Below are 25,144 nucleotides of genomic sequence, written 5' to 3'. Positions count from 1 at the left end.
GCATCGTAGCATCAACCATCGGCTCTGCAATGCTTATATGCTTCCCGCACTTCTGGGCGAGATTGACAACAAAGGAGTCAAGCTCGTCAGGATCGTTGAATATTATGTTCGTGCGGAGGTTTGTGTACTTTCTGTGGAAAATATAGATGTACTTGTTATACCCGTTGCAGGAAATGTCCTCTATCATCGGATCGTACATTATAGGGGTTATACTGCCGTAAAGAATCGTTTTCTTGAAGATATGGTAGAGAACCCTGAAGTAATCGGCACCTTCGAGGTTTATTCTGTAGGCCTCAATGATTGAGTCGATTTTTGTCTTCAAGGTGCCAATTTTGTCCCTGATTTCCTTGGGATTGGCTGTAAAGTACTCCAGTCTGCTTATAATGTTCCTTACGATCTTTTCCTCTTCCTCATTGAGCTTTGGCTCGTTAACATGGTAGATGAATTCATTATTCTCTTCATTAAACAGGATGTGAACACTCGAAATTACGAACCTGCCGTAAACGGGATAACCTTCAACTTCGATCCATCCTTCAGGAGGGTTGAATTCCTGTGAGAGTCTCTTTGACAGGGTTCTGAAGGTTTCTTCATCCAGAAACTCTCCACGGGCGCTCTTTTTTATAATTTCAAAAACAGAAGTTCTCCGTGGAATTTCATCTTTTTTTCTCAGGCTGAATTTTAGCGACGGCATTGGAAGAATTTTGAATTAAAAATTAAAAAAAGTTTCGTGTAAAAGGATTGGGGGCACACAAGGATTGGAAAAAATTTTATGTTGCTAAATCATGTATATGCATGGTGGTTTGAGATGTGGTGGTTCATAGCCCCGAAAACCGTTTTCGGTGATGATGCTATAGAGCACCTGCAGAATGAGAGAGCAGAAAGGGTCCTGCTTGTCACTGACAGGTCTCTTGTGGAGCTTGGATACGTGGAGGAGGTTAAGAAATACCTGAAGGCCGAGAGGATTGAGGTCTTTGACGAGGTTGAGCCTGAACCCAGTATTGAAACCGCTTTAAAATGTTCAAAGGTTGCGAGAGAGATGGATGCGGAGCTGATCATAGCTCTTGGTGGCGGAAGTGTTATGGATGTTGGAAAGATGGCCAGAATCTTGATGGAGGTGGATGTCGATCCGGAAGTTGTCACACCTTTTACGGACCTCTATCAGCTAGGATTCAGAAGGAAGGCAAGGCTAATCTCCATTCCCACAACAAGTGGAACGGGAGCCGATGCCACATGGGCGATGGTACTGACGGACAATAAGGAGAGGAGAAAAGTATTGCCGGCACACAGAGATGCGATTCCGGATATAACGATACTGGACTACAGATTTGTTGAAAAAATGCCGCAGAAACTGGTTGCTGGAACCGGAATGGACGCCCTGACTCATGCGATTGAGGGAGCAGTATCGCCGTGGAAAAATGACTTCAGCGATGCAATGTGTGAAAAGGCCATTGTGCTGATTTTCGAGTATCTGGAAAAGTCATATCAGGGTGATAAGGAGGCGAGAGCTAGGATGCATCATGCAGCAACCATGGCTGGAATGGGATTCGGTAATTCGCAGGTTGGAGCTGTTCACTCGCTTGGCCATGCTTTTGGAGCGTATTTTAAAGTACATCATGGAATCTGCGTTGGTGTATTTCTTCCATACGTTTTGCAGTTCTATCTGAATGATGAGTCCTCCAGAAGTACACTGGATTATCTGGCAAAAAGAATTGGTATGGAAAATGGAGAATCGATTGTTGAGAGGGTCCTCGAGTTGATGGCGAACATATCAATACCTACCAGAGTTTCGGAGATTGTAGGGGAAAATGAGTACTTTGGAGCCCTTGACAGTGTCTGCAATCATGCCATCAACGATGCCTGCATTATCACCTCACCAAGATGTCCGGGATTTGACGAGGTGAGAAAACTCTATGAGTACGCTTTTTATGGTAAAAAAGTCGATTTCTGAGGTGGTCATATGTTTGGTTACTGCGGAAAAATTCTGAGAATAAATCTGAGCGACAAGACGGTTTCCACATTCGTTCCTGAAGAGAAAGATCTGAAAGAGTTTATAGGGGGTGCAGGACTGGGTGTGAAACTCCACTATGACATGAGAACGTTTGAGGTAAATCCTCTTTCACCTGACAACGTCCTTATGCTTCTCACCGGACCCCTAACAGGAACAAAAGCCCCGTCCACCAGCAGACTTGAATTTTGTTCCAGAAGCCCACTAACAGGGATCTGGGGCGAGTCCAGTTCGGGAGGAAGGATGGCAACATACCTGAAGTATACAGGATGGGACGGAGTGATTGTTGAAGGTGCGAGTGAGAAACCCGTGTACATCAAGATAGACTCAAATGGAGCGGAGATAGTTGATGCTGATGGTTTATGGGGCAAAGGGTGTTACGAGACTCAGGAGGAGCTGGGGAAGGAGCTCGGGGAAAAGAGAGTTGCTACTGCAGTTATCGGTCCGGCCGGTGAGAATCTGGTCAAATACGCTTGTGTTCAGGTTGATAACTCCAGACATGCAGGCAGGACAGGCATGGGAGCGGTGATGGGATCCAAAAAGCTGAAGGGCATCGCTGTGGTTTACGATCCATCGGAAAGGCAGAAGGTCGAAGTTTTTGACGAAGAAGGTTTTGACAGGGTTGTTGATGAGGTTATGCAGAGAATAAAGGACGATTTTACCTGCAACATGTTCACACAGCTTGGAACAGCAGGCTACATGGAAACGTCTGAAGGGTTCGGGGATCTGCCGGTGAAGTATTTCACGAAGGGTACTTTTGAGGGTGCCACCAGGATTTCAGGTGCTGCGATGGCAGGATCGGTTCTGAGGGGAAATGATGGCTGTCTCGGGTGTGTGGTGAGATGTGGTAGGGTTGTCGAGCACAGGGGCAGGAAAATTCACGGCCCTGAATACGAGACGCTGGCTGCTTTTGGAGCGTTGCAGCTTAACGACGATCTCGAATCGCTCATAGAGATAAATTATCTGGTAAACGACCTCGGGATGGACTCGATTTCTGCTGGTGTATCGATTGCATTTGCCATGTATCTGACCGAGAAGGGAATCGGAGATTTCAACGTAGAGTGGGGAGATACGGAGAGAGTCATCCAGCTTTTGAATGATATCGCATACAGAAAGGGCAAGGGTGAAGAACTCGCTGAAGGAGTTAGATTTGTTGGGAAAAAGTATGATGTGGAGAATCTGGCTGCACACGTGAAGGGACTTGAGATACCCATGCACGATGCAAGGGGTTTTGCAGCTCTCGCCTGTGCATATGCAACCCACGTAAGAGGTGCCTGCCATCTGCCCCATCAGATCTACCTCTATGAGATGGGCAAAAAGATAAGAGAGTATGATATTTCGAGTGATGATAGATTTGCAAACGACGGGAAGGGAATTCTCACAGCAAAAGTTCAGAACTTTTCGGAGCTTTTCAATGCGGCTGTCATCTGTGCGTTCATGCCGGTCAAACCAGCACAGCTTGCTGAGATGCTGAGGGCTGTAACAGGTTATGAACACACGGTTGAGAGCATTTATGTGGCTGGGGAAAGGATGTACACTCTCAAGAGAATTTATGACATCAGGTGTGGCGTCACGGCCAGGGACGACACCCTCCCGGATGTGGTTCTCCACCCGGTCGATGGGGGCAGTACGGGAAATGTCCCGGATGTGCAGCTTCAGGTGAGCGAGTACTACCGGTACAGAAAATGGCCTGATGGCATCCCGAGCAGGGAAAAGCTTGAGGAGATCGGGCTTGGGTGGGTTGAATAATTATTTTTTATAATATTTCTTGTGATTGTACTGGAGAGTTAGCAGAAGACTGCTGTTCGTGCGGCAAAATGGTAAGATGGATTGGCAATTCCCCAACAGCACACCATCTTGACGTTCAGATTTGCTGAAGCAGAGAGAAGTAGTTGATGGCATTTCAAGCTGAAACTGGCCGATATAGAAATACTAAAACTGAAAATTGACAACTGTCATCCACACTCTGACAAATTTTAAGGCTTCGAAATACAATAGGGGCTGAATGATCGCCGAACTTCGTTATGATGGTGGTACTATCGTTATAAGGGGCGATATTCACGTTCCGCATGCAAAATACGATTCGAGGTCAGGAGTTTATAGGGCGATGGCTTACAAATACAGGCAGATAGTTGATTACTTGGAGCAAAATGACATTCCGTATACGGATAATGTTCTTGACCCGATCCCCACCCCTTTCTTCGATGCCGAAATTGATCTCAGAGACTATCAGGAGAGGGCTCTGGAAAGGTGGCTGCAGGACCGGTGGGGATGCATAGTTTTACCTACGGGTTCCGGAAAAACCCACGTTGCAATTGCGGCAGTAAATGAAATGTCCACGGCAACTCTGGTTGTCGTGCCCACGCTTGATCTTGTCGATCAGTGGAAGGAAAAAGTCTCAGTTTTTGGAGAAGAGTACGTGGGGGAGTTTTCGGGAAGGGTTAAGGAGTTGAAGCCAATAACCATAGCAACTTATGACTCTGCGTATGCCAACGCTGAAAAGCTGGGTAATAAATTCGAACTTTTAATTTTTGATGAGGTTCATCATCTGCCGGGTGAGGCCTACATCCAGATTGCAGAAATGAGCGCAGCTCCCTACAGACTCGGCCTGACTGCAACGTTTGAGAGGGAAGACTCGAGGCATGAACTTTTGCCAGAGGTGGTCGGGGGCAAGGTTTTTGAGATGCTCCCTGACGATCTTACGGGAAAGCATCTTGCGAGGTACACAATCAAGAGGATTTACGTTCCGCTGACTGATGATGAGATGGAGGAGTACAGAAAAAGAGAGAGGGTTTTTAAGGGCTACCTTAAATCGAGAAAAATAACGATCAGGCGAGTTGAGGACTTCCACAAGGTAGTTATGGCGACAGGCTACGATGAGAAGGCGTATCAGGCTCTCAGAGCATGGGATGAGGCAAGGAAGATAGCGTTCAATTCGATAAACAAGATAAAGAAGCTGAGGGAAATACTTGAGAAGCACAGAACGGACAGAATTATAATTTTCACAAGGCACAATGAACTCGTTTACAAAATTTCAAAACTCTTCCTGATTCCGGCAATCACCTATAGAACACCGAAGGAGGAGAGGAGGGAGATCCTTGAGGGATTCAGAAAGGGGAGGTTCAGGGCCATAGTCAGCAGTCAGGTTCTGGACGAGGGTATCGATGTTCCGGATGCAAACGTAGCCGTGATAATGAGTGGGAGCGGGAGTGCCAGAGAGTACATTCAGCGGCTAGGCAGGATTTTGCGCCCATCGAAAGGAAAGAAGAACGCATTACTCTACGAACTGATTTCCAGAGATACTGGAGAGGTTGGGACCGCAAGGAGGAGGAGAAATGCTTCCAAAAGAGCTGCTTGATGTTAGGCGAACCAGGGGTAGGATAACTCCGAAATTTGCGGGGGAGAGGGATTACGAGCTGGCAGAGAACATCATCAGAGTTTTTAGAGCGGGTATCGGGAGGAAATACGGCAGAGTTCTGGCAAAATTAAAGGAACTGGAGAATGCCGCAAATTTCAGAAAGGTGAGAGGTTTTGTAAGGGTTCTGGAGAACTACTGTATTGAAAAGGCCTGCGCTTTTGGAGTTGACTCCGAAATTGACCCTTACAGCGTCAGAATGCTTCTGTTCGAAAGGGGTTTTGTCACCACGAAGAAGGAGAGGGACAGAGCAGTGGAATATGCAGCCAGGTATTTCAACACAACTCCTGAAACGATAGAAAGAGCGATGTATGCCGACAGAGAGGAGGAGATGATAATCACGGATTTCAAACTCATATCTCCCGAAAATCTGATAAAACTCTACAACCTCTCTCTGCTCCAGACGACCCTTTTCAACGCCTTGAGACTTTCCTTCTGGGTATCTGATAACCACAAGGAAATTTTCAGAGCCATAAAGCGCCTTAGACTGATGTACGAGCTGTATGAGGACGGGGGAAAGCTTATGGTCGATGTCACAGGAGCTGCCACAATGCTCAGGATGACCAGAAGATATGGAACGGCCTTTGCCAAACTTGTCCCCTACATACTGAAGGCCGGAAACTGGCAGATGAGGGCCGAAATACTTGATTCCGGAAAAATATATTTCCTCGAAATCGATGATAGGATGAGGGAACTTTTTATTGAAAAGGACGAGAAGATTGAGTATGACTCTTCGATAGAGGAGGAATTTGCGAGAAAAATGCGGATGCTCGGATACAACATACTGAGGGAACCGGATGTGGTAAAGGCAGGAAACTATGCGTTTATCCCCGATTTTGCTGTGGATATCAACGGTGAGAGGGTTTACATTGAAATAGTCGGTTTCTGGACTAAAGAGTATCTTGAGAGAAAGCTGGAAAAGGTGGAGAAGTCAAGGGTTCCTTTAATTGTAATCGCCAGGGATGATTTTGGGGAAGGTAAGGTTGATAATGTAATTAAATTCAGCAGAAAAATACCTTATGGGGATGTTTTGAAAGCTTTGAGGAAGTTCAGGAGAGGGGGGGAAGTCAAAGGGGACGTTGTAGAGCTGGACAGTTTTGAATCCCTTCCTGAAGGTTACGTTTTGGTGGGCAAATATGCTGTGAAGAAGGAAGTTTTCGAAAAAGTACGGAAAGAGCTTCACAAAATGAATCCGGAAACTCTGGACGAGGCGAAAAGCGTGCTTGAGAGATATGGTCTGGGAGAGAGCGCAATATCTGCTTTCGGGTTCAAGGTCAGGTGGATTGGTCTTGGAGATACCAGGCTGGAAAAAGTGTGAGTCACTCGAGCTTTCTTGGCAGCCCCTCTCTTGCCCCGAATTTCTGTATACAGTATGATGCTACCAGATTGCCCAGCCTCCCGCACCCTTCGACGTCCCTGCCCCTTAAAAATCCGTATAGAAATCCTGCATTGAACGCATCTCCTGCTCCAGTTGTATCCACAACCCTGACTTTGAATGGTTTTACGGCAGCCTCTTTCCCTGCTGTTTTAATCCAGCAACCTTCTGATCCAAGTTTAACAGCAACCACTTCCACCCCCATGCTGAGACAGTCTTCTGCAGCTTCTCTATAGTTTTTGTTGAACAGCATTTCAATTTCCTGCCTGCTCGGTAGAAACACTGTTGTGTTTCTGATTATTTTTTCCATATCCTTCAGACCTCTCTCTGCATAGGGCATTCCCGGATCGAAACTGACAAGCTCAAATTCCTCCACTATCTTTTTCTGCGAATTGAGAGAATCAAGGCCGTTTTTGCATATGAAGGATGTGAGGTGAATCAGATTGTATTTTCTGGCACTGTCAACATCGATCTCGTCGTACCTTATTGAGTCGTTTACACCGGGATCAACAAGAATTGCTCTGTTTCCACTCTCATCAACAAAAATCATCGCCGTTCCACTCCTGCCCTCTGCCCTGATGATGAATTCAGTTCCCACCCCCTCCTCCTCGAAGCTCTCAGCGAGAATTTTTCCTTCTCCATCCATTCCGATCTTTCCGATGTATGCTGTTTCAACTCCAAGCCTTGATAGCCCGACAATTGTGTTTGCTGCGCTACCACCGGGAAAAAGGTTTACGTCCTTAACGAATCCCTCTTCATCCTCTCTGGGGATTTTGTCCACCATGTATATTTTGTCTAGGTTCAGTGCGCCAAAACCAATTGATCTCATCTCACTCAAGGCTGATCGCCTCTGTCGGGCAGACGTCAACGCACGCTCCGCATTCTGTGCAGATTTCTTCGTCTACGTGGGCAAAATCGTTAAGCTCTATCGCTCCAACCGGGCACTCATCCACACATGTACCACAACCATCACATTTTGATGCATCGACCACGGCAGGCATGGTCTACCATTTTTCTGATGGTATTAAACAGCTTCGAAAAACCTTCATCACTCCTCCAGACTGAATGTAGGAGGCGTGCCTACTGTCAGATATACGGCCTTTGAATTGCCCACATTCTTCACTTTATGCGGAACGTCCGAGGGGTGCAGTATGGACTCGCCAGCCTTTAGTTTGAATGACCTCTCTCCTACAATGCACTCTATCACACCTTCCAGTACAAATCTGAACTCTTCCCCATCATGTCTGTGAACATCCGTTTCGCTTCCTGCCTCAAGTTCGGCCAGCACTACCAGAAGATTGCTGGATTTAGCCTTAACAGTGTATTTTACACCGTTTTCCCTTACCACATCACCATTCTCAATTCCTGAAATGACGATGTTCATATTAAATATCAATAGATTTTCTTTTAATAACCTTTGCTGCATGGACAAACTCTGAAATTTGATCATCTGTATGTGTCCGGGTACATCAGGCATAAATATCCCTGCAGCATCACAGCAACCGATGATGTATCTGGGTGTGATCGGCTACCCCATAAGACACTCTGTCTCACCTGCAATGCATAACGCAGCTTTGAAAAAAGCGGGAATAGAGGGGGTTTACCTGGCTTTTGAGGTTAGACCTGAAATGATAAAGGATGCCATTTTCGGAGCCAGGGCCCTTGGCTTTGCAGGTCTGAATGTAACGATACCTTTCAAGGAGGAGGTCGCAGATTTTCTAACTCTTGAGGGTCATGCGGCATTGTTGAAGGCAGTCAACACTGTCGATTTGAGGGAGATGGTCGGGTACAACACCGATGTGTATGGTGTGAAGAGGTCATTTTCCGACTTGGATGTAGGGGGGAAGACTGCTCTGGTTGTTGGAGCTGGTGGTGCAGGGAAAGCAGCAGCCCTCGCACTGGTTGAACTTGGTGCGACTGTTATTATTACAAACAGAACAGAGTCAAGAGGGATGGAAGCGGTGGAGTTGATCAGAAGGCATGGAGAATGTATTTTTTATCCCTTTGAGAGAGTGGGTGAGTTGAGCGGGAAAGTAGACATTCTCGTTAATGCAACACCGTTGGGAATGAAGGGCTTTGCTCAGGCCCTCCCAGTTCCAGCGAAAATCCTGAAACCCGGAATGATTGTTTTTGACACGGTTTACAATCCTGTGGACACCCCGCTTATAAGGTCAGCGAGGGAGGCTGGTTGCAGAGTTATTTACGGCATTGAGATGCTCGTTCATCAGGGCGCAAGGGCATTTGAGATATGGACTGGCATCAAACCGGATGTTGATGTGATGAGAGAGGCAGCGATAAAAGCATTAAAAAACAGTTTTATTCACAGCGCCTGAGGGGGATGTATGGTATCACTGGAGGAGGTTTATCACACTGCAGAACTGGCGAAGATAGAAATCACCGGGGAGGAGGCAGAGAAATTCAGCAGGGAATTTGAGAGCATTCTGGATTACTTCAATATCCTTGATGAGGTTGAGGAGGATGTTGAGCCCACCTTTCAGGTTTTGCCTCTCAGAAACGTTTTCAGGGACGATGATCCCGGTGAGTGTTTGAGTCAGGATGATGCTTTAAAGAACGCAAGGCATAAGGAGGATGGGTATTTTAAAGGACCGAGGGTGGTCGAGTGAGAGTGGAGGACTGGATGGAAATCGTCGAGGAACATGGTTGCTACGATGCTGTGTCCGGACTCATTGAGAAAATAGAAAAGAGCAGGCTGAATGCCTACATCACAGTTTGCAAGGAGGATGCCCTCAAACTGGCTGAAAAATACGACAGGGGGGAGCTGAAAGGGAGACTTGCAGGTATACCGGTTGCAGTAAAGGACAACATCACGACGAAAGGTGTGAAAACGACGTGTGCTTCTAAAATGCTCAGCAATTACGAGCCTGTTTTTGATGCCCACGTGGTAGAGAGGTTAAAGGCTGAGGGAGCGATAATAATCGGGAAGACAAACATGGACGAATTTGCGATGGGCACCACAACGGAAACGAGCTACTACGGGGTTGTACGAAATCCTCATGACTTGGAAAGGGTTGCAGGGGGGAGCAGCGGAGGTAGTGCTGCGGTGATTGCAGCGGATGAAGCTGTGCTGGCACTGGGCAGTGACACCGGCGGTAGCATACGCTGTCCGGCCAGTTTTTGCGGTGTTTACGGTTTGAAGCCAACCTACGGGCTGGTTTCAAGGTACGGTCTAATTCCTTACGCCAACTCGCTTGAACAGATTGGCCCGATGGCTGACAGCATCGAAGACCTCGCCTTGCTGCTGGAGGTCATAGCTGGAAAAGATGCCAGAGACTCAACAAATGCAGGAAGGGAGTTCAGGTTTGTTCAGGAGAGGAGAAAACTCAGGGTTGGAGTGATAAAGGAGATGGGGGGCAATGATGATGTCCTCGGCAGATTCGACGAGGTGGTTGGAGAACTCTCCAGAATTCATGAGGTTGGAGAGGTCAGCATGCCCTCGTTCCGGTATGCTCTTGCGGCGTACTATATAATTGCCATGAGCGAAGCCTCGTCAAACCTTGCAAGGTATGATGGTGTAAGATACGGTTTTGCCCTTGACAAACTGGACTCCTGGAGGAGATACTTCTCTAAGGTAAGGGCAGAAGGATTCGGAGAGGAGGTTAAGCGAAGGATTATGCTCGGAAGTTACGCCCTTTCTGCTGGTTACTACGGAAAATACTACCTGAAAGCCCAGAAGGTCAGAACGCTGGTTATAAACGATTTCAAAAAGGCGTTTGAAAAATATGATGTACTGATCTCCCCAACAATGCCAGCCTTACCATTCAAAATTGGTGAGCTTGCCGACCCCCTTACAATGTACAAAGCAGATGTGAACACAGTTCCTGTAAACCTTGCTGGCCTGCCAGCACTAAACGTTCCGGTAGGCTTCATTAAGGGCCTTCCTGTTGGGATGCAGGTTATTGGCCGCCACTTCTCCGAAAATCTTTTGCTGAACTTTGGAAAGGAGGTTTCAGAGCTTCTGGGTTAACTTATTTATGGCGGAACTCAGAGATACCCGAACTCTGCCAGATAGTAGTGGACCTCGGAAAGAAAATCGTTGAGAGAATTGAATGGAACGATTATACATCCGTCATGGTACCTTATCCAGTCGTCTATAAAGGTGACAAGTACGGGTACAGCCTCCTTTCCGGTTAAAGCTGAGAAACGTTCACACCTCTGTATGTGCTTTTGGGCCTCCCTTCTTATCTGCGAAGCCCTGTAGCGAGATGGTGAGTAAAGTTTTGCATCTATGCAGAGAGTTATACCATACCTTTCTGCAATCACGTCAATTTCTCCTTTTCCAAGCTCATCCCTGAACACAAACCTGAACTCGGTTTTAAAACCATGAGCGCTGCATATTTCCCTGACTTTTTCCTCAAATTCCTGCCACTTCATCTTACCGCTTTTTTACCGACCTCGCTGAGCAGTTCTTTCTCAACGAAAATTATGGCATATTTCATAAGCTCGTCCACGCCCTCTTCATCCACCTGAAACAAATCGCCGGCGACGGCAAACTCCATGAAATAGTAGTCTTTCTCACCGACCATGGAGTCTGTCCTTTCCTTTTTGAAATCGGTGATATCGCTAGAAACCACCACAACCACATCTTCGTCCAGATGAGCCTCCAGAAACCTTATGAACGCATCCCTGCTGAAAATGTAGGTTGGCATAATCGGACTCATCGCTCGGGTAAAAATCTTTTATGAATGGTGCCGAGGTTGAACCGATGGTAGAACTTTATTTCTTCAGCTTTACCGGTAATTGCAAAAAGGTGGCTGAATGGATAGCAGAACATCTCGGAATAGAGGCCCGGGAAATAATTTCACCAAAGCTGCCCTACCCTGTCTGGCTCTTTTTGTCCTTCATCCCCTGCATTGGGATCAGGAGCAAGTTCAGAAAACCGGAGGGTGAAAAAATAATTCTGTGTTTCCCGAAGTGGACTCTAAACTGTCCACCAGTAACCTACTTTTTAAAGAAATGTTCAGATGGCAGAGAACTCTATCTCATCATCTGCTACGGTGGGTTTGATGAGAAAAGGTATGCGAAGTTTTACTGCAGATTCCTCCAGAAAAGAGCCAGAAGCGTCGAGTATTTACTTGTAAGGAGAAAAATGATCAAAGAAAACCCGGAAAATGCAAAGAAAATTATTTTCAAATGGCTTCAGAGGATTTAGGGTTTTACGGTTTTACGGCAGCCTCAACGCATTCTTTCAGGTCTCCAAAGGACACTTCAACACTTCTTTTCAGTGTCAGGTAGTGAAATGCCTTGCCCGAGTTGACCATAACGCATCTGAACCTGTCGGTTGCTGGTGATACAACCATGCATGTATCGTTAAGAACTTTAACTCCCAGAGCTTCAAGTTTTCTGACGATCTCTGGATTCTCGGCCGAAACTTTTCTGGATGTGAACACCCAGAATTCTTTTTTTGCCATTCTTCCATCCATAAGCTTAAGAATGGTCTCAAGTTCCTCTTTCGAGGTATGGGGGCATCCCACGGTGATGAGATCGGGATCGCATGCACTTTCAAGCGATCCATGGATTTCGATCGTTTCAGACGGTATTTCAAAATCCTTCCATTCGGGGGTTATATCCTTTGCGTGGAACATGGCAGTGTTTCCGGTCGCCGCAATTGCTGCGCCGAACAGCTTGAGTTCAGCTTCGCTCACGTTTCTGTCAAAGATGATCAGAGGGATGTGATCCTTCAGCTCTCTTCCAATCAGGTAACCGGCGGCAGCTATGTTTCCGCTGACCTTAACGGTAATAGATGGTGCCCTGTTCTCTTTGATGTGCAGTCCGTAGTATGGTATTCTGCCAGTTAATGCTGCCGCAATCGCTGTTGGGCCACATTCCCTGTTTGTTCTTGCCCCGATGATTGAGTTGGCGTAGACAATTGCGTTACTCTCAGCCCATGCCAGATGGTCCCCAAATTCCGGAGGATTGAGATAATATGGAGTGCAGGACAGGGAGATGTCAACACCAAGATTCTCGAACACCCTCAGAACTCTGATCTGATTGTTGTAGAATTCATCATCGATCCCCATTTCTCTCCATCTGTTCAGGTCCATTCCGGCAGGGTTCAGCGTTGCGGGGATTATTACTCTGCCTCTTAAAGATTCGAGCCACTCCAATCCACCTTCACCGATGTTATCAAAGCTAACGCCCGAGATATGGGCAGATTTGACCTTAACGAGTCTTTCAGCCTCGTTTGCTTCTCCTGCTGCTATTAGAATCTCCATGCACCTGCTGATCGTTTCATCATCGCCGTTCAGCATCTCCTCCTCTTCTCTCGTTAGATACATCCCTCAACCTCCTTTTTCATCCATTCAGGTAATGCGAAGGCTGCCCTGTGAACATCTGGATTGTAATGGTGCGTTTTTCCTCTGATTTTTTCAAATCTATCTTCCGCAAAATCAAAATTACCGGCAAGAATAAAACTCCAGATAGCCATCGGATATGTTGGCACTGAAGCCAGAAACACCGTCCTTTTCTCAAACACGGATGAGTTTTCCAGAAGTTTCTTGAAGTATTCCTTCTGAACAAGAGGAGATTGTGACTGGCAGCAGAAAACATCACATTTGCTTCTGGCAAGTTCGAAAAACTCTCTGTCAAAGAGAGTATCGCTCACTCCCACAGGATCTGTGCTGTCCACGAGAATAACGTCAAATTTCTCGCTCTGCTTTAAGAACTCTTTTCCGTCAGACACCACGATTTCCACCCTCTCATCGTCGAATGCTCCCCTGTCTATTTTGAGAAATTTTTTGCAGAATTCAATAACATTCCGATCAATATCGATCAGCACGACCCTGCTGACGTCATGCTTGAGTACCTCTCTCAAAGCACCTCCGTCTCCACCTCCAATTATTCCAACTTTTTTGGGGTTCGGATGGGAGAGCATGGGTACGTGAACCAGCATTTCATGATAGAAAGCCTCATCAAACTCGGTGAGCTGGATTTTTCCGTCGATTACAAGCATTTTTCCCAGAGATTCGGTTTCGTACACCTCAACTTTCTGAATCCCTTCTATTTCAGCGAGCTTTTTAACAACCCTGACTGCCAGTCCACTGCCGTTGTAGTACTCGATGAACCAATCCATAAGCTAATAAAGTCCAACGGAATTATAAATCTATGTCTCTGGTGGTGATAGATATACAGGAAAAGCTCGCACCGCACATTGCAGACATCAATAATGTTTTGAAAAACACGAAAAAGCTTATACTGGCGTTGAAAGCTCTTGATGTCCCCGTTGTCGTAACGGAGCAGATAAAGCTCGGCAGAACGGTGGATGAAATTGCAGAACTGACGGAGTCAAGACCCATTGTAAAGTCGACATTCAGTTGCTTCAAAAGTGAGGAGTTCAGAAACTCCATCAGCGGAAGACGGGTGGTTCTTACCGGCATCGAAACTCACATCTGCGTTCTTCAAACGGCAATTGATATGAAAAAAGAAGGTTATGATGTATATGTTGCGGCAGATTGCACGGGCTCGAGGAGGGGGTATGACAGGGAAATAGCTCTGAAACGAATGCAAAGCGAAGGGATAAAGCTGACGACGTCAGAGAGCATCATATATGAGCTCATGGAAACCGCCGAACACCCGGCATTTAAAGAGGTATTAAATATTGTCAAATCTCTCTAAAAATCTCCCCATTGCATCGTTCAGACCCTCAGGCCTTTCAAGCATAACCATATGACCAGCATCTTCTATTATCACAAGTTCAGAGTTCGAGATGTGCTTCTTTAGAAATTCTGCGTACTTTACCGGAGTCAGCCGGTCCTTCTCGCCAACGACTATCAGTACTGGCACATCTATCCTTATTTCGCCATTTCTGTATTTCTCCAGAAGATCGAACTTATCGCAAATGAGCAAATCCTTTCTGAGCAAATCCGGTCTGGCCCTGAATATCTCTGAAAACTCCTCGGCCATATTTCTGTTGGCAAAAGAGTACTCTGAAACCAGTTTAGAGGTCTCGTCAGGCCTCTCTTTTAGTCCTCTGAGAATTTCAGGAAGTACACGAAGTCTTACACCGGTTCCAATGAGGATGAGCCCCTCAACAACCTTGGGGTGGTTCAGATATATTTTCTGAGCAACAGCCCCGCCAAGACTGTGTCCGGCAATCACCGCCTTTCCAAAAAGCTTTTTTACGGCTTTAGCCACAAAGTAGGCGTAGTCGTCTATATCACGTATCTCAGCACTGCAACTTTTCCCATGGTTCGGCAGGTCTACTGCATACCCCCCAACGGCTTTCAGTTGATTTTTCCAGAGTGTGGCATCACATCCGGAGCCGTGGATGTAAACAACTTTCCTGTCTTTGCCCTTTAGAAAAGACAGCCTGACCGCATCCACGTCAGCTTCGATTCTTTCCATGGTTCCAAGCACGTTCCTAAAAATTTAAAATTTTTTATGAATTTTGGCATTCGGGCAATTAATAGAATTTCAGCATTTCAGGAAAATCTATTAAACACTGACTAATTAAGGGCAGCATGGAAGCTGAAATAACGAGGGCGATAATTGAGTCTGCATCGGAAGAGTGGGTGGAGTTTGCAGAGTCCGATGTTATCATTGTGGGTGCTGGTCCTTCAGGGTTAACTGCTGCGAAATACATTGCGGAAAAGGGATTCAAAACTCTGGTTCTCGAGAGAAGGTTGAGTTTTGGCGGCGGTATTGGTGGCGGGGGAATGCTGTTCCACAAAATCGTGGCCGAAACTGAGGCAAAGGACATCCTCGACGACTTTGGTATAGCATACAAGGAAAGGAGAAACCTTCTGGTAATCGATGCCGCCGAGATGATGGCGAAGCTTGCTGTTAAGGCAATAGATAGTGGGGCTAAGATACTTCACGGTGTTTCAGTGGAGGACGTGATTTTCAGAGAGGATCCACTGGCTGTTAAAGGAGTGTGCGTGCAGTGGAGTGCAGTCGAAATATCCGGCCTTCATGTTGACCCCATTTTCCTGAGAAGCAGAGCTGTTGTGGATGCTACCGGTCATGATGCTGAGGTAATTTCTGTGGCAGCGAGAAAAATACCGCTTGAAGTTCACGTTCCGGGAGAAAGGTCCGCCCATTCCGAGGTTGCTGAGAAGGAAATTGTTGAAAAGACCGGTAAGGTTGTGAAAGGCCTCTATGCTGCAGGTATGGCTGTTGCGGCCCTGCACAATTTGCCAAGAATGGGTCCGATATTTGGCGGAATGCTGATAAGCGGTAAGAAAATAGCGGATGTGGTTGCTGAAGACCTCTCATGAAGGTGATTCTCACAACGTCGAGAGTTGAAAATCTTATTTTTATTAAGAAAGAATTTGAAAAAGCTAACGTCATAATTCTCGAGGAACCGAGAAACGACCTTTTCCATGAGGTTGTTGAGGGTAAAATTGACGTTGATTTTTATGTTAGAAAGATAGGCACACAGTTTCCAGTGTACACCGCAAGAAAAATCGAGATGCTGAGGAATATGAGGGGGAAAGAAATTCTTCAGATTGAACCTTACCTTGAAGAGGTTGAAAAAATCAGGAATTTCAGTACCGGTGATGAAGGGGTTAGGGAAATGGAGAGAAAGGTGAACAAGGCGCATGCCGAATACACTGAATCATTCATGATTGATTTTGATGAAATTGTGGAGAAATATCTGAACTTTGCTCGTGCAGACGCTGAGAGGATTCTGATGCGCGACAGAATGAGGGCTGAAGCCATCAAACCAGCGGACGATCTGGTGGTGGAAGCAGGGATAAGGCACATAAAACTTGCCGAGCTTCTCGATGCCGAGGCAGTCTTTATTCCTGGTTACATAGCCGGGGAGCTTGGTATGGAGTACAGGGAAACTCCGGTGGATGCGCTCATGAGAGCTTTAATATGTGAAGAAGATTGTGATTACAGTCTGCTTGCTGCAAGAAGTCTTATTTTTATAACACTCGTTGAAAAGAGAGAGATGGTTCCGGACTTTGAGGGTGATTATCCCCATTTTGTCCATGAGCAGAAGCTTGCGAGGTTCGTCAGTAAACTTGATTATGAAAGATGTAAAAAATTCTTCAAGAGGTTCTGGAGTCACAAATGAGCGCAGCAAACTTTATATTTCCTGGTAAACTCAGGCTAAAAGATGAGAATCGTCATGAAATTTGGAGGAGTAAGTGTAAAGGATGGAAAAAACATTCTTCATTGTGCTAATCTTGTAAAGAAGTTTTCAGAAGGGAATGAAATTGTGGTTGTGGTTTCGGCAATGGCCGGTGTAACAGACGCATTGATTAGGGCAGCAAGCAAGTGCTGTTCGGAACCATCTGCGGGATACATCAAAATGTTCATAGCAGAGATGATGCAGAAGCACTATGAGGCAATTGAGTATGCAGTAAGGAACGAGGAAATAAAGAACAAGGTTGTGGCGACAACAGAACGACTTCTCGATGAGCTGGAGAAGGTTCTGCTCGGTATAAGCTATCTAGGTGAGCTTACAAGAAGGAGCGAGGATTACATCATATCTTTCGGTGAGAGGCTTCTTGCCCCCATATTTTCGGCCGCTCTGCTCTCTATTGGAGTTGATTCCGTAGCTTTAACGGGAGGAGATGCTGGTATAATCACTGACAGGAATTACGGCAGAGCCAAACCGTTGCCCACAGTTTATACGACAATAAAGAGCAGAATTGAACCTCTGCTTACCATAAAAAAGACGATACCCGTCGTCACAGGATTCATCGGTGTAACGGATGACGGCAGTATTACAACCCTCGGAAGGGGCGGTAGCGATTTCACAGCAACTATTCTGGCAGCAGCACTTGAGGTGGATGAGGTCTGGCTGTGGAAAGAGGTTGATGGTATAATGACGTGCGATCCCAAATATGTTCCGAATGCCAAGGTTATACCGGAGATCTCGTATCAGGAGGCCATGGAACTCTCTCATTTCGGAGCGAAAATCCTTCATCCCAGAGCGCTAGAACCGGTGATGAGGAAGAGGATACCTGTAAGAATCAAGAATACCTTCAATCCAGACTCACCGGGAACCGTGATAGGTTCAAGAACGGAGGACGTTACGGACATCGTTAAGGCTCTGAGCCTTATACCAAAGGCCGGAATAGTGAACATCAGTGGAGCGGGCTTTGATTTTGCAGAGATAATGTCTGAGGTTTTCAGAAGACTTTCAGATGAGAGGGTAAATGTCATTATGGTTGCACAGAGCTCTTCGGAGCTCAATCTTTCCATAGTGGTTGACATCAGGGATCTGGATAAGGCCTACAGTACCCTGAAGAACCTGGAAAATGGAGTGATTAAGGTGGACAGGATAACAGATGTTGCAGTTGTGAGTGCCGTTGGTTCGGGAATGGCTGGTACACCCGGTGTTGCAGGAAAGATATTCTCTGCACTTGGAAGGAACAGGATAAACGTAATAATGATCAGCCAGAGTTGTTCTGAGTATAATGTTTCGTTTGCAGTTGACAGTAGTGAAGGTGTTAATGCGGTGAGAGTTGTTCATGACGAGTTCGAGCTCGGCAATTAGTCTTTTAAGGGAAAGGGCAAGGAAAGCAGCGGACCTTGTTGAAAAGCACGACTTTGTCAGAGTTTACACGCATCACGATGCTGACGGCATATCGGCGGGGGCCATAATAGCAAGATCTCTTCTAAAAGCCGGAAAAAGCTTTCAGATCTCATTTTTAAAGGGTTTGAATGAGAGTTTTGAGTACGAGAAGGGGGAACTTCTGCTTTTTGCGGACATGGGAAGCGGTTATGCAGACCTGATTTCTGAGGTTGATGCCGATGTTGTGGTTCTTGATCACCACATTCCCAGCGGGGGGATAAACCCGAAGAGGAACCTGGCCCACGTGAATCCGCATTTGGTTGGCATGGACGGTACGTATGAACTTTCAGCCAGTGGTGTTTCGTACTTCTTTGCAAATGAGCTGGGTAAAAATAAAGACCTTGCTTCTGTGGCAGTGGTCGGAATGCTAGGCGACAAGCAGAAAATTACTGGTGGTAATGCAGAAGTTGTTAGAGAGGGTATTGAGGCGGGGGTCATTGAGGAAAGAAAGGGTATATCCCTGCCGTCAGGAAAACTCAGAGATTCTCTGGTAAGAAGTCTCGAACCCTTCCTGGACTTTTACGGAAACGATGATGAGATCGAGGAATTTCTCAGCAAGGCCCGGCTTGATGGAGAAAGGGAAATCGATGAACTGGAAGATGATGAGCTGAGAAGGCTTGCAGATGCCGTTGTTCTGAGACTTTTGAAGCAGGGTGCCTATACCGGTGTTTTCGAGCAGATCATTGGGAAAAGGCTGGTACTCAAAAATATGTTGTTGAAGAACTCCTCTACTCTTGTAGATGTGGTGAACTCTTGCGGAAGGGCTGGAGATATGAGCGTGGCCCTGTCTCTTCTGCTCGGCGATGTTGGATGTCTCGACAGGGCGATAAAAATCAACTACGACTACACCATGCAGGTGCTGGAGGAAATCAGGAGAAGAAAGGAAGAGGTCAGAAACGGATTCTGTATCCGGTATATTGTCATGGAAAATGGTCTGTCTGCCAGCCCAATAGCCACAGTTCTTTCGAGATATCTGATGGCCGATAAGCCCCTGATAGTCGTGAATATAAAGGATGAATACGCAAAGGTGTCTGCAAGGACAAACGAAAGTCTCGCTGAGCGGGTGGATCTTGCAGAGGTGATGAAACTTGCTGCAGAAAAGGTGGGTGGAAGAGGAGGGGGCCACAGAGTGGCAGCAGGGGCAAATCTTTCAGCAGATAAGGTTGACGAGTTTTTGAAGGAGGTTGACAGACTGTGCTGTGCCATGCTCGCTTAGAGGTGGAGTCAAAGGATGCCGAAAGCGTTGTTCGGTCGCTGAAGCCGGATGATCCGGAGTGGTGCTCGTGTTTTGCAAATGAAAAAATAATCATAGTTGTAAGCGTGGAAAAGGTAGGGACACTCCTGTCGGCCCTGGATGACTACCTCATGAACATAAAGATGTGCGAAAAAATATTAAATATACTTTAAATTTCCCCCTTCATTCTCTCCAGTCTTGCTCTTATCTGTGAAAGCTCGTCTTTCGTTACGCTCACTCTTGCTCCCACTTCTCTTAATTCTTTGTTTAATTGTCTCACTTTTTTTAGCAGCATGAGATTCAGTACTATACTTATCAAAAGCAGTATTACCAGTATGTACTCCAACACGCTCTCCATATCATCACCTTAACCGGAATATTCTCAGCATTTTCGCCAGAGCACCCTCCTTCTTCTTCTCCTTGACCTCTGCAGGTACCCTCTTCTTAACACCGGCTATCCTTTCAGCAAGTTCTCTGATGGCCCTGGCGGCGGGAGAATTAGGTGATCTCAGAACCACAGGTTTTCCGTAAGCTGCGGCCTTTCTCACCTCCGGGTCGTCGGGTATCATGCCTATAACCCTCGCTTCAAGAATTGCCTCGATTTCATTTTTGGCCATGTCTATCCCGAGAGTGGTGATCCTGTTCACAACAACTCCCAGAACTTTCGTCCCGAGTCTCTCTGCAACGATTTTTGTTTTGAGTCCATCAGTTATTGAGGCAATTTCCGGGTTGACAACGAGTATAAGCTCCTGAGCAGCAGCTATAGCGATAACGGCACTCCTTTCAAGTCCTGCTGGTGCGTCAAGGATCAGGATGTCGGTGCTTTCCATGATCTGCGTTAAAACGTCCTCAAGTTTTTCAGGATTGGCCTTTCTCAACCCCTCCAGACTCACCCCAGCCGGAACAACCTTAACTCCACCCGGACCGACATAAATTGCCTCATCAATCCTCGCTTCACCAGCGAGAACGTTCTGGAGTGTGATGGGAAGCCCCTCCATACCGAGAATCAGCTCCAGGTTCGCCATCGTAATATCGGCATCAACGATTGTAACGTCATGTCCGAGTTGAGAAAGAGAAACACCGAGATTTGCCGCAATAGTGGTTTTGCCTGTCCCGCCCTTCCCCGAAGCAATTGTGATTGTTCTGACCATTATACCTCCCCCGGTTGCAACCTCCTAATACTCATAATGACACCTTACCATATTTAAACATTTTCAAGCTACCAAGAATATAAAAGCAGAGGCCGAAGAAGACTGCTGATGAAGATCGTGATCTCTCTTGGAGGGTCGGTATTTGGAAATGACGTTGCGAGAATAAGGGAATTCAGCAGGGTTCTGGACATCATCGCTGAAAATCATCAAACCTTTATTGTTGTAGGTGGCGGAAAGCTTGCCAGAGAGTATATTGCAAAGGCGAGAGAGCTTGGGGCGAGTGAAACGTTCTGCGATTACATTGGTATTGCCGCAACAAGAATGAATGCAATGCTGCTAATATCTGCGATGAAAAGTGCTGCCAGAAAAGTTCCAGCAGACTTTATGGAGGCGGAAGAGCTCTCCAAAAACAGCAGAGCTGTGGTGATGGGGGGAACATTCCCCGGGCACACAACTGATGCTACGGCAGCGCTTCTGGCCGAATTTGTTGGTGCTGATCTGTTCATCAATGCCACAAATGTTGACGGGGTCTATTCCGGTGATCCCAGGAAGGTGAGGGATGCAGTCAGATATGAAAGGCTCAGACCCTCAGAACTCGTTGAGATCGTGGGAAAGGGGTCGATGAAGGCTGGAGCGAACGTCGTAGTTGACCTTCTTGCTGCAAAGATAATCGAGAGGAGCGGTGTAAGGACATATGTAATTCTCGGAGAGCCTGAAAATCTGCTGAAAGCTGTGGATGGGGATGTTGTTGGAACAATCATCGAATGAGCCTCATCAACGGGTACTTCATATCCTCCCTCCACTCGAGTACCGCTGAAGCCTCCACATCTCCCAGCTTCACCTTAACTCTGGCGTAAAGCATGTCGGGCATCAGTGAGGTGTATCCGAAATCGGACACGGCCCTCAGCTTCTCTCTATTTATTCTAACCTCGGCCTCGACGACATAGGGTTGCAGTAGCATGCAGCTTTCCATTGCCCTCTCAAGGATTTCTGCATTTTTCTCAGAAACGGGAACACCGATGAACTGGTGGAACAAGGCACCCAGTTTTATTCCTGCTTCGAAAGCAGCTTCTTCACTTTCCTTTGCTTCCATCTCCCCATCACCTCCTTAATAACCGGATAGATGACGTAAATACCTGTGAGAATCAGGATTGCAATGCACATCTCGGCAAAGAAAATTGCCGAAATCAGTACCACACCAAGCACAGCAAAAATTATTGGATCACGTATTCGTGGATAGATGATGTCGGAGATCATCAGGAAAGAAAGGGCAAAGGCTGAGAGTGCGATTGTGTAGTAATCCCCCGATATTCGTATTAGAGATGTTATGATCAGTGCGGTAACGAGAGTTGGAACACCGTAGAAATCAGAAAATTTAAGGGTATTGAATCTTGCGAGCCTCAGTATTGAGAAGGCAAGAAGAAGGGCTGCGAACGGGAATAAACTGGCAGAGTATCTGACCATCAGAACTGCAGGGAAAACACCGAAGGATATTGAATCAGCCAGAGAGTCCATTTCCTTACCAAACGGGCTTTTTTCCGTTTTTCGTGCAACAAAACCGTCAATTCCGTCTGCAAATGTTGAGAGGTAGAACAGGGCAAAGGCGTGCGCCTCAATACCGTACAGAAGGACGTATACAATGGCCGAGAAACCGAAAAGGGCATTGAGAACTGTAAATGAATCGGCCAGGCTAACTTCTCTGAATACTCTCATCCTTTACTGCAACTGTTTCCCCGGCTTTAATCTTTTCGCCGACTTTCCTGATGAAGGTGTAACCTTCAGGCACCTCAAGAACAACCCTCGAACCGAATCGGATCATACCTATCCTGTCTCCCTTCCTCACATAATCGCCCTCTCTAACGTAGCTCACGATCCTTCGTGCAAAGATCCCGGCCATCTGCAGAACCCTGAATATTCCGTCTTCCCCCTCTATCAGAATCTCATTCGTTCTGACTCCTGCTCTTCTGATGAATGCAGGTGGAGTACTCCCCTCTATGAACCTCACCGAAATAACCTTCCCGCTGACGGGTGATCTGTTGACATGGCAGTCGAAGGGGGACATGAAAATTTCAATCCTGCTCCCTTCAATGTAGTCAATCTTGCCGTCTGCTGGAGAGACTATGCCCTCTCCAATCCTCCTGTCAGGGTCGCGGAAAAAATACGCTGTAAACAGGGCTGCGGCGAGGAACAGGATGGTTATTGCGGGTGAAATAATGTAGGATATCCCGGCAAGAACTGTGAAAATTATGATTGGTGGATACCCGCTCCTCTCTATCATTGACCCTCCCCCACGATCTCGTCTTTAAGGGAATAAATGAGTTCCGCAAGTTCCGGAAGCACTTTGAAGACCGCATATGCTATGGCGACAAGAGCAATTGTTGAAAGGATTTTTGCTATGACATGGTGGGCAATGTAAAAGCTGTTTTCTCCAAACCAGGAGTATCCGTAGGCAACGCTTACAAACACGTTCCTGAAAAGGTTTAGGATATATATCACCGGTGATGATACCAGGAATGCTTTGATCTTTCTGCCTGTATCGGCTTTAATTCCCAGCGTTGCGCCTGTAAAAAGGGCAATGCTCTCTATTGCTGTACAGGCGAGAATTATTGTCACGCTTTTTCCGTTTACCGTGATCACGTTTCCATGGCTAACGAGTTCAAAACCCAGCACGTGACCCACCATCGTGGTCAGGATCGCAGTGGTGTCGATTATCCATGTATTCAGAAAGTTCACGAAGGCAAACGGGAAGTATACAGCAAATGCAAGGGCAGAAAATGCAGTAACTTCAATAAATACCTCTGAATTTTTCGTCAAGATTCTGAATGCCATTACTGAGAAAAATACAACCGCAAGTATGAAAACTGCGGTGTTGTAGTAGTCCTCAGAGCCGAGGTAAACCGGTACTTTTGTCAGACAGGCAAGTGCAAAGAGAGTCCATGCGATAAACCCTGAAATTCGCGTTCGCGTCTTCACGTAGACAAGCATCGGAATCAGAGAGATGGCAGCAATGGTTTCAGCCAGCATTGTTTCAACAACATCCGGAAGTTTTTAACGTTTTCTGAGAAAACTTAGATGAAGTCTGAGTATGACGGGGACTCGGGGTAGAGAATGTCCCTAACCGCTTCCAGAAACTCGTTGTATATGTGGGCATCTAGAGCAAAGTGATTGTAGGCATAGCTGTCAAAACCCGTCAGCTCTGCAATGTATCTGGTGAGCAGGGCAAAGGCAAACATATTTGCGTGCATGGCCCCGTAGGCGTCGTTGGATCTCATGTAGAAGGTGCCTACGAGTTTCTCACCGTATTTTGAAAACTGATAACCTCTGAGACACGGTGGGTCGTCGCTGTATAAGTCCCACGGTCTGGATATGCCCACGTAACAATCTCGCCTGCATTTATCGTCTCTCAGCTTGTTAATAACGCTGTGAAGCTGGTCAACCTTCACGTAGTCTCTTTCGCAGTACCTGGCCCTCTCTGCGTATGTGTACTCTTCACCCTCTTTGAGTATATTCTCCCTCACTTCTTCGTCAAGCTTTGCTGCGTGCATTATGTAATTGTGGGCGTAATCCACTCCGTATTTTTCCGTAAATGGTGCTTTGTCGTGGATTTTGTTCTCCTCAGGCTTTCTTATTTCGATAAAAAGTCTGTGAACGGACAGGCTCTCTCCCTGTCCCTCGAATATGTCTCCCCATTCGGTCCTTTTTCTGTTCCCGTTGTTGTAAATTACCTCAAGGGCTGAGTGCCAGGCTGAGGATATGTAGTCCTCTACAAGGTGTGTTGCCAGCCTGTTGTATCCGTAAACTTCTTCGTAGTTTCCATCGAAGCTTTTTGCTCTCTCAATATCTCTCTCGTAGATGTGGGGAATGCCAACAAGTAATGCAACACTTCCCGCTTCAATACCCGTCTTTCTGGACACATCTTCAAGAGCACCAATCAGAAAGTCAAAGTTGTGTTCAAAGTAGTTCAGGGAATCGAGCGATCTTACAAAGGCTGTCAGGTGAAGTTTTTCGACGACCAGAAAAGAAATCTCGGTTATTGCTGCAGGGTTTCTGCAATTGTGATCTTTGGGATACCATATTGGTATGGACACCCTGCGAGAATGGGGTGATTTTATCAGCTTCTCCACTGCGGCCTCGACGCACCTCAAAAATCTTTCGCTGTAACTCTCTCCGCACACATCATAGTCAAACTCGTACCCGAAATACTCCGGCTTTTCAACCACAACAAGCGACGGTTTTGCTGAGTAATAGTTTCCAAATCTCGATTTGCAGAGCTCACCCTCGCTCAGAACCTTTCTGATGAGCGTTTCCTTTGCTTCATCTGGAGATCTCGTCAGTATCATTACTGTTCAACCTGAGGCAGAACTATATAGAGTCATCGAAACAAAAATTTTATCTGCCATCGTAAAACTTTGTAGC

Annotated in this window: 30 protein-coding genes and 1 pseudogene; 15 read left to right on the top strand and 16 right to left on the bottom strand. The window is 46.5% G+C overall.

Annotated features, from left to right (window positions below):
* Positions 1–691 (bottom strand): annotated as a pseudogene (locus tag JFQ59_RS06120) (type II/IV secretion system ATPase subunit); the annotation flags it as partial.
* Between the two features lie 114 nt (positions 692–805).
* On the opposite strand from JFQ59_RS06120, the gene JFQ59_RS06115 reads away from it, so the two are divergent.
* From JFQ59_RS06115 to JFQ59_RS06100, 4 genes are all read left to right on the top strand, one after another.
* Positions 806–1,948, top strand: a complete 1,143-nt coding sequence (locus JFQ59_RS06115) for an iron-containing alcohol dehydrogenase (protein WP_202319528.1) — start codon at positions 806–808, stop codon at positions 1,946–1,948.
* 9 nt (positions 1,949–1,957) lie between these two features.
* Positions 1,958–3,754, top strand: coding sequence for an aldehyde ferredoxin oxidoreductase family protein (locus tag JFQ59_RS06110; RefSeq protein ID WP_202319527.1), 1,797 nt, complete (start codon positions 1,958–1,960; stop codon positions 3,752–3,754).
* Positions 3,755–4,010: 256 nt separating this feature from the next.
* Complete coding sequence (locus tag JFQ59_RS06105; protein WP_202319526.1) at positions 4,011–5,363, top strand: DEAD/DEAH box helicase family protein; 1,353 nt, start codon at positions 4,011–4,013, stop codon at positions 5,361–5,363.
* Positions 5,341–6,738, top strand: coding sequence for a DUF790 family protein (locus JFQ59_RS06100; RefSeq protein WP_202319525.1), 1,398 nt, complete (start codon positions 5,341–5,343; stop codon positions 6,736–6,738). The genes JFQ59_RS06105 and JFQ59_RS06100 overlap by 23 nt, the downstream gene beginning before the upstream one ends.
* Before the next feature lies 1 nt (position 6,739).
* Here JFQ59_RS06100 and JFQ59_RS06095 read toward each other — a convergent pair whose 3' ends face one another.
* From JFQ59_RS06095 to JFQ59_RS06085, 3 genes are read right to left on the bottom strand one after another with little or no spacing between them, the layout of a single operon-like run.
* Positions 6,740–7,624, bottom strand: coding sequence for a carbohydrate kinase family protein (locus JFQ59_RS06095; RefSeq protein WP_202319540.1), 885 nt, complete (start codon positions 7,622–7,624; stop codon positions 6,740–6,742).
* A 1-nt stretch (position 7,625) separates the two neighbouring features.
* The gene (locus JFQ59_RS06090) at positions 7,626–7,796 is read right to left on the bottom strand and encodes a 4Fe-4S binding protein (protein ID WP_202319524.1); all 171 of its coding nucleotides are present in this window, start codon (positions 7,794–7,796) and stop codon (positions 7,626–7,628) included.
* Between the two features lie 47 nt (positions 7,797–7,843).
* A complete protein-coding gene (locus JFQ59_RS06085; protein ID WP_202319523.1) occupies positions 7,844–8,179 on the bottom strand; it encodes a cupin domain-containing protein in 336 nt (111 codons plus the stop codon).
* Positions 8,180–8,300: 121 nt separating this feature from the next.
* Between JFQ59_RS06085 and aroE the strand changes: the two genes are divergently transcribed.
* The 3 genes from aroE to gatA are packed head-to-tail and all read left to right on the top strand — an operon-like array spanning position 8,301 to position 10,780.
* On the top strand, positions 8,301–9,128 hold the full coding sequence (gene aroE / locus JFQ59_RS06080; RefSeq protein ID WP_202319522.1) for a shikimate dehydrogenase: 828 nt from the start codon (positions 8,301–8,303) through the stop codon (positions 9,126–9,128).
* Between the two features lie 9 nt (positions 9,129–9,137).
* Positions 9,138–9,419: an Asp-tRNA(Asn)/Glu-tRNA(Gln) amidotransferase subunit GatC gene (gene gatC / locus JFQ59_RS06075; RefSeq protein ID WP_202319521.1), complete on the top strand. Its 282-nt coding sequence runs from the start codon at positions 9,138–9,140 to the stop codon at positions 9,417–9,419.
* Positions 9,420–9,433: 14 nt separating this feature from the next.
* Positions 9,434–10,780: an Asp-tRNA(Asn)/Glu-tRNA(Gln) amidotransferase subunit GatA gene (gatA, locus tag JFQ59_RS06070; protein WP_230972339.1), complete on the top strand. Its 1,347-nt coding sequence runs from the start codon at positions 9,434–9,436 to the stop codon at positions 10,778–10,780.
* Between the two features lie 17 nt (positions 10,781–10,797).
* On the opposite strand, the gene JFQ59_RS06065 is transcribed toward gatA, so the two are convergent.
* Together JFQ59_RS06065 and JFQ59_RS06060 are read right to left on the bottom strand one after the other, a co-directional pair.
* Positions 10,798–11,187 carry a restriction endonuclease gene (locus JFQ59_RS06065; RefSeq protein WP_202319519.1) on the bottom strand — a complete coding sequence of 130 codons (390 nt, stop codon included), beginning with the start codon at positions 11,185–11,187 and terminating at the stop codon, positions 10,798–10,800.
* Positions 11,184–11,462, bottom strand: a complete 279-nt coding sequence (locus JFQ59_RS06060) for an AF2331 family protein (protein ID WP_202319518.1) — start codon at positions 11,460–11,462, stop codon at positions 11,184–11,186. Before JFQ59_RS06060 ends, JFQ59_RS06065 begins: the two co-directional genes overlap by 4 nt.
* Positions 11,463–11,518: 56 nt before the next feature.
* On the opposite strand from JFQ59_RS06060, the gene JFQ59_RS06055 reads away from it, so the two are divergent.
* Entirely contained in the window at positions 11,519–11,965 is a 447-nt protein-coding gene (locus JFQ59_RS06055) for a flavodoxin family protein (protein WP_202319517.1), read from the top strand.
* A 4-nt stretch (positions 11,966–11,969) separates the two neighbouring features.
* Here the strand turns inward: JFQ59_RS06055 and JFQ59_RS06050 are convergent, their stop codons facing one another.
* Complete coding sequence (locus tag JFQ59_RS06050) at positions 11,970–13,091, bottom strand: aconitase X catalytic domain-containing protein (protein WP_202319516.1); 1,122 nt, start codon at positions 13,089–13,091, stop codon at positions 11,970–11,972.
* Entirely contained in the window at positions 13,082–13,885 is an 804-nt protein-coding gene (gene speE, locus JFQ59_RS06045; protein ID WP_202319515.1) for a spermidine synthase, read from the bottom strand. Before speE ends, JFQ59_RS06050 begins: the two co-directional genes overlap by 10 nt.
* A 32-nt stretch (positions 13,886–13,917) precedes the next feature.
* Between speE and JFQ59_RS06040 the strand changes: the two genes are divergently transcribed.
* Positions 13,918–14,427: a hydrolase gene (locus JFQ59_RS06040; RefSeq protein WP_202319514.1), complete on the top strand. Its 510-nt coding sequence runs from the start codon at positions 13,918–13,920 to the stop codon at positions 14,425–14,427.
* Here JFQ59_RS06040 and JFQ59_RS06035 read toward each other — a convergent pair.
* Positions 14,404–15,156, bottom strand: a complete 753-nt coding sequence (locus tag JFQ59_RS06035; protein WP_202319513.1) for an alpha/beta fold hydrolase — start codon at positions 15,154–15,156, stop codon at positions 14,404–14,406. The genes JFQ59_RS06040 and JFQ59_RS06035 overlap by 24 nt on opposite strands.
* Before the next feature lie 116 nt (positions 15,157–15,272).
* On the opposite strand from JFQ59_RS06035, the gene JFQ59_RS06030 reads away from it, so the two are divergent.
* Genes JFQ59_RS06030 through JFQ59_RS12790 form a run of 5 tightly spaced genes read left to right on the top strand, consistent with a single transcriptional unit; the run spans position 15,273 to position 19,750 of the window.
* Positions 15,273–16,028, top strand: coding sequence for a sulfide-dependent adenosine diphosphate thiazole synthase (locus tag JFQ59_RS06030; RefSeq protein WP_202319512.1), 756 nt, complete (start codon positions 15,273–15,275; stop codon positions 16,026–16,028).
* On the top strand, positions 16,025–16,834 hold the full coding sequence (locus tag JFQ59_RS06025; protein ID WP_202319511.1) for a hypothetical protein: 810 nt from the start codon (positions 16,025–16,027) through the stop codon (positions 16,832–16,834). The genes JFQ59_RS06030 and JFQ59_RS06025 overlap by 4 nt, the downstream gene beginning before the upstream one ends.
* 42 nt (positions 16,835–16,876) lie before the next feature.
* Positions 16,877–18,265, top strand: a complete 1,389-nt coding sequence (locus JFQ59_RS06020) for an aspartate kinase (protein WP_202319510.1) — start codon at positions 16,877–16,879, stop codon at positions 18,263–18,265.
* Complete coding sequence (locus JFQ59_RS06015; RefSeq protein ID WP_202319509.1) at positions 18,240–19,559, top strand: DHHA1 domain-containing protein; 1,320 nt, start codon at positions 18,240–18,242, stop codon at positions 19,557–19,559. Before JFQ59_RS06020 ends, JFQ59_RS06015 begins: the two co-directional genes overlap by 26 nt.
* Complete coding sequence (locus JFQ59_RS12790) at positions 19,538–19,750, top strand: KEOPS complex subunit Pcc1 (protein ID WP_407928335.1); 213 nt, start codon at positions 19,538–19,540, stop codon at positions 19,748–19,750. The genes JFQ59_RS06015 and JFQ59_RS12790 overlap by 22 nt, the downstream gene beginning before the upstream one ends.
* Here JFQ59_RS12790 and JFQ59_RS06010 read toward each other — a convergent pair.
* Together JFQ59_RS06010 and minD are read right to left on the bottom strand one after the other, a co-directional pair.
* Entirely contained in the window at positions 19,747–19,935 is a 189-nt protein-coding gene (locus tag JFQ59_RS06010; protein WP_202319508.1) for a hypothetical protein, read from the bottom strand. The two genes, JFQ59_RS12790 and JFQ59_RS06010, sit on opposite strands and share 4 nt — an antisense overlap.
* Positions 19,936–19,939: 4 nt before the next feature.
* Entirely contained in the window at positions 19,940–20,728 is a 789-nt protein-coding gene (gene minD / locus JFQ59_RS06005) for a septum site-determining protein MinD (RefSeq protein ID WP_202319507.1), read from the bottom strand.
* A 108-nt stretch (positions 20,729–20,836) separates the two neighbouring features.
* Between minD and pyrH the strand changes: the two genes are divergently transcribed.
* Positions 20,837–21,496, top strand: a complete 660-nt coding sequence (pyrH, locus tag JFQ59_RS06000; RefSeq protein WP_202319506.1) for a UMP kinase — start codon at positions 20,837–20,839, stop codon at positions 21,494–21,496.
* On the opposite strand, the gene JFQ59_RS05995 is transcribed toward pyrH, so the two are convergent.
* From JFQ59_RS05995 to JFQ59_RS05975, 5 genes are read right to left on the bottom strand one after another with little or no spacing between them, the layout of a single operon-like run.
* A complete protein-coding gene (locus JFQ59_RS05995; RefSeq protein WP_202319505.1) occupies positions 21,486–21,821 on the bottom strand; it encodes a dihydroneopterin aldolase family protein in 336 nt (111 codons plus the stop codon). The two genes, pyrH and JFQ59_RS05995, sit on opposite strands and share 11 nt — an antisense overlap.
* Entirely contained in the window at positions 21,776–22,441 is a 666-nt protein-coding gene (gene pssA / locus JFQ59_RS05990; protein ID WP_202319504.1) for a CDP-diacylglycerol--serine O-phosphatidyltransferase, read from the bottom strand. Before pssA ends, JFQ59_RS05995 begins: the two co-directional genes overlap by 46 nt.
* A complete protein-coding gene (locus tag JFQ59_RS05985; RefSeq protein ID WP_202319503.1) occupies positions 22,419–23,006 on the bottom strand; it encodes a phosphatidylserine decarboxylase in 588 nt (195 codons plus the stop codon). The genes pssA and JFQ59_RS05985 overlap by 23 nt, the downstream gene beginning before the upstream one ends.
* Positions 23,003–23,752, bottom strand: coding sequence for an archaeosortase A (gene artA, locus JFQ59_RS05980; protein WP_202319502.1), 750 nt, complete (start codon positions 23,750–23,752; stop codon positions 23,003–23,005). The genes JFQ59_RS05985 and artA overlap by 4 nt, the downstream gene beginning before the upstream one ends.
* A gap of 44 nt (positions 23,753–23,796) precedes the next feature.
* Positions 23,797–25,068, bottom strand: a complete 1,272-nt coding sequence (locus JFQ59_RS05975) for a thymidylate synthase (RefSeq protein ID WP_202319501.1) — start codon at positions 25,066–25,068, stop codon at positions 23,797–23,799.
* Positions 25,069–25,144: the final 76 nt, after the last annotated feature.

Source organism: Archaeoglobus neptunius (assembly GCF_016757965.1).
GTDB classification, from domain to species: domain Archaea; phylum Halobacteriota; class Archaeoglobi; order Archaeoglobales; family Archaeoglobaceae; genus Archaeoglobus; species Archaeoglobus neptunius.
Note: the sequence above shows the minus strand (reverse complement) of the source record. Positions and strands in the feature narration are given on the sequence as shown.

What these genes read in the sequence shown, in the direction of transcription:
- JFQ59_RS06115 (WP_202319528.1), top strand. Translation starts at nt 806, where the DNA reads ATGTGGTGGTTCATAGCCCCGAAAACCGTTTTCGGTGATGATGCTATA.
- JFQ59_RS06110 (WP_202319527.1), top strand. Translation starts at nt 1,958, where the DNA reads ATGTTTGGTTACTGCGGAAAAATTCTGAGAATAAATCTGAGCGACAAG.
- JFQ59_RS06105 (WP_202319526.1), top strand. Translation starts at nt 4,011, where the DNA reads ATGATCGCCGAACTTCGTTATGATGGTGGTACTATCGTTATAAGGGGC.
- JFQ59_RS06100 (WP_202319525.1), top strand. Translation starts at nt 5,341, where the DNA reads ATGCTTCCAAAAGAGCTGCTTGATGTTAGGCGAACCAGGGGTAGGATA.
- JFQ59_RS06095 (WP_202319540.1), bottom strand. Translation starts at nt 7,624, where the DNA reads ATGAGATCAATTGGTTTTGGCGCACTGAACCTAGACAAAATATACATG.
- JFQ59_RS06090 (WP_202319524.1), bottom strand. Translation starts at nt 7,796, where the DNA reads ATGCCTGCCGTGGTCGATGCATCAAAATGTGATGGTTGTGGTACATGT.
- JFQ59_RS06085 (WP_202319523.1), bottom strand. Translation starts at nt 8,179, where the DNA reads ATGAACATCGTCATTTCAGGAATTGAGAATGGTGATGTGGTAAGGGAA.
- aroE (WP_202319522.1), top strand. Translation starts at nt 8,301, where the DNA reads ATGATGTATCTGGGTGTGATCGGCTACCCCATAAGACACTCTGTCTCA.
- gatC (WP_202319521.1), top strand. Translation starts at nt 9,138, where the DNA reads ATGGTATCACTGGAGGAGGTTTATCACACTGCAGAACTGGCGAAGATA.
- gatA (WP_230972339.1), top strand. Translation starts at nt 9,434, where the DNA reads ATGGAAATCGTCGAGGAACATGGTTGCTACGATGCTGTGTCCGGACTC.
- JFQ59_RS06065 (WP_202319519.1), bottom strand. Translation starts at nt 11,187, where the DNA reads ATGAAGTGGCAGGAATTTGAGGAAAAAGTCAGGGAAATATGCAGCGCT.
- JFQ59_RS06060 (WP_202319518.1), bottom strand. Translation starts at nt 11,462, where the DNA reads ATGCCAACCTACATTTTCAGCAGGGATGCGTTCATAAGGTTTCTGGAG.
- JFQ59_RS06055 (WP_202319517.1), top strand. Translation starts at nt 11,519, where the DNA reads ATGGTAGAACTTTATTTCTTCAGCTTTACCGGTAATTGCAAAAAGGTG.
- JFQ59_RS06050 (WP_202319516.1), bottom strand. Translation starts at nt 13,091, where the DNA reads ATGTATCTAACGAGAGAAGAGGAGGAGATGCTGAACGGCGATGATGAA.
- speE (WP_202319515.1), bottom strand. Translation starts at nt 13,885, where the DNA reads ATGGATTGGTTCATCGAGTACTACAACGGCAGTGGACTGGCAGTCAGG.
- JFQ59_RS06040 (WP_202319514.1), top strand. Translation starts at nt 13,918, where the DNA reads ATGTCTCTGGTGGTGATAGATATACAGGAAAAGCTCGCACCGCACATT.
- JFQ59_RS06035 (WP_202319513.1), bottom strand. Translation starts at nt 15,156, where the DNA reads ATGGAAAGAATCGAAGCTGACGTGGATGCGGTCAGGCTGTCTTTTCTA.
- JFQ59_RS06030 (WP_202319512.1), top strand. Translation starts at nt 15,273, where the DNA reads ATGGAAGCTGAAATAACGAGGGCGATAATTGAGTCTGCATCGGAAGAG.
- JFQ59_RS06025 (WP_202319511.1), top strand. Translation starts at nt 16,025, where the DNA reads ATGAAGGTGATTCTCACAACGTCGAGAGTTGAAAATCTTATTTTTATT.
- JFQ59_RS06020 (WP_202319510.1), top strand. Translation starts at nt 16,877, where the DNA reads ATGAGAATCGTCATGAAATTTGGAGGAGTAAGTGTAAAGGATGGAAAA.
- JFQ59_RS06015 (WP_202319509.1), top strand. Translation starts at nt 18,240, where the DNA reads ATGACGAGTTCGAGCTCGGCAATTAGTCTTTTAAGGGAAAGGGCAAGG.
- JFQ59_RS06010 (WP_202319508.1), bottom strand. Translation starts at nt 19,935, where the DNA reads ATGGAGAGCGTGTTGGAGTACATACTGGTAATACTGCTTTTGATAAGT.
- minD (WP_202319507.1), bottom strand. Translation starts at nt 20,728, where the DNA reads ATGGTCAGAACAATCACAATTGCTTCGGGGAAGGGCGGGACAGGCAAA.
- pyrH (WP_202319506.1), top strand. Translation starts at nt 20,837, where the DNA reads ATGAAGATCGTGATCTCTCTTGGAGGGTCGGTATTTGGAAATGACGTT.
- JFQ59_RS05995 (WP_202319505.1), bottom strand. Translation starts at nt 21,821, where the DNA reads ATGGAAGCAAAGGAAAGTGAAGAAGCTGCTTTCGAAGCAGGAATAAAA.
- pssA (WP_202319504.1), bottom strand. Translation starts at nt 22,441, where the DNA reads ATGAGAGTATTCAGAGAAGTTAGCCTGGCCGATTCATTTACAGTTCTC.
- JFQ59_RS05985 (WP_202319503.1), bottom strand. Translation starts at nt 23,006, where the DNA reads ATGATAGAGAGGAGCGGGTATCCACCAATCATAATTTTCACAGTTCTT.
- artA (WP_202319502.1), bottom strand. Translation starts at nt 23,752, where the DNA reads ATGCTGGCTGAAACCATTGCTGCCATCTCTCTGATTCCGATGCTTGTC.
- JFQ59_RS05975 (WP_202319501.1), bottom strand. Translation starts at nt 25,068, where the DNA reads ATGATACTGACGAGATCTCCAGATGAAGCAAAGGAAACGCTCATCAGA.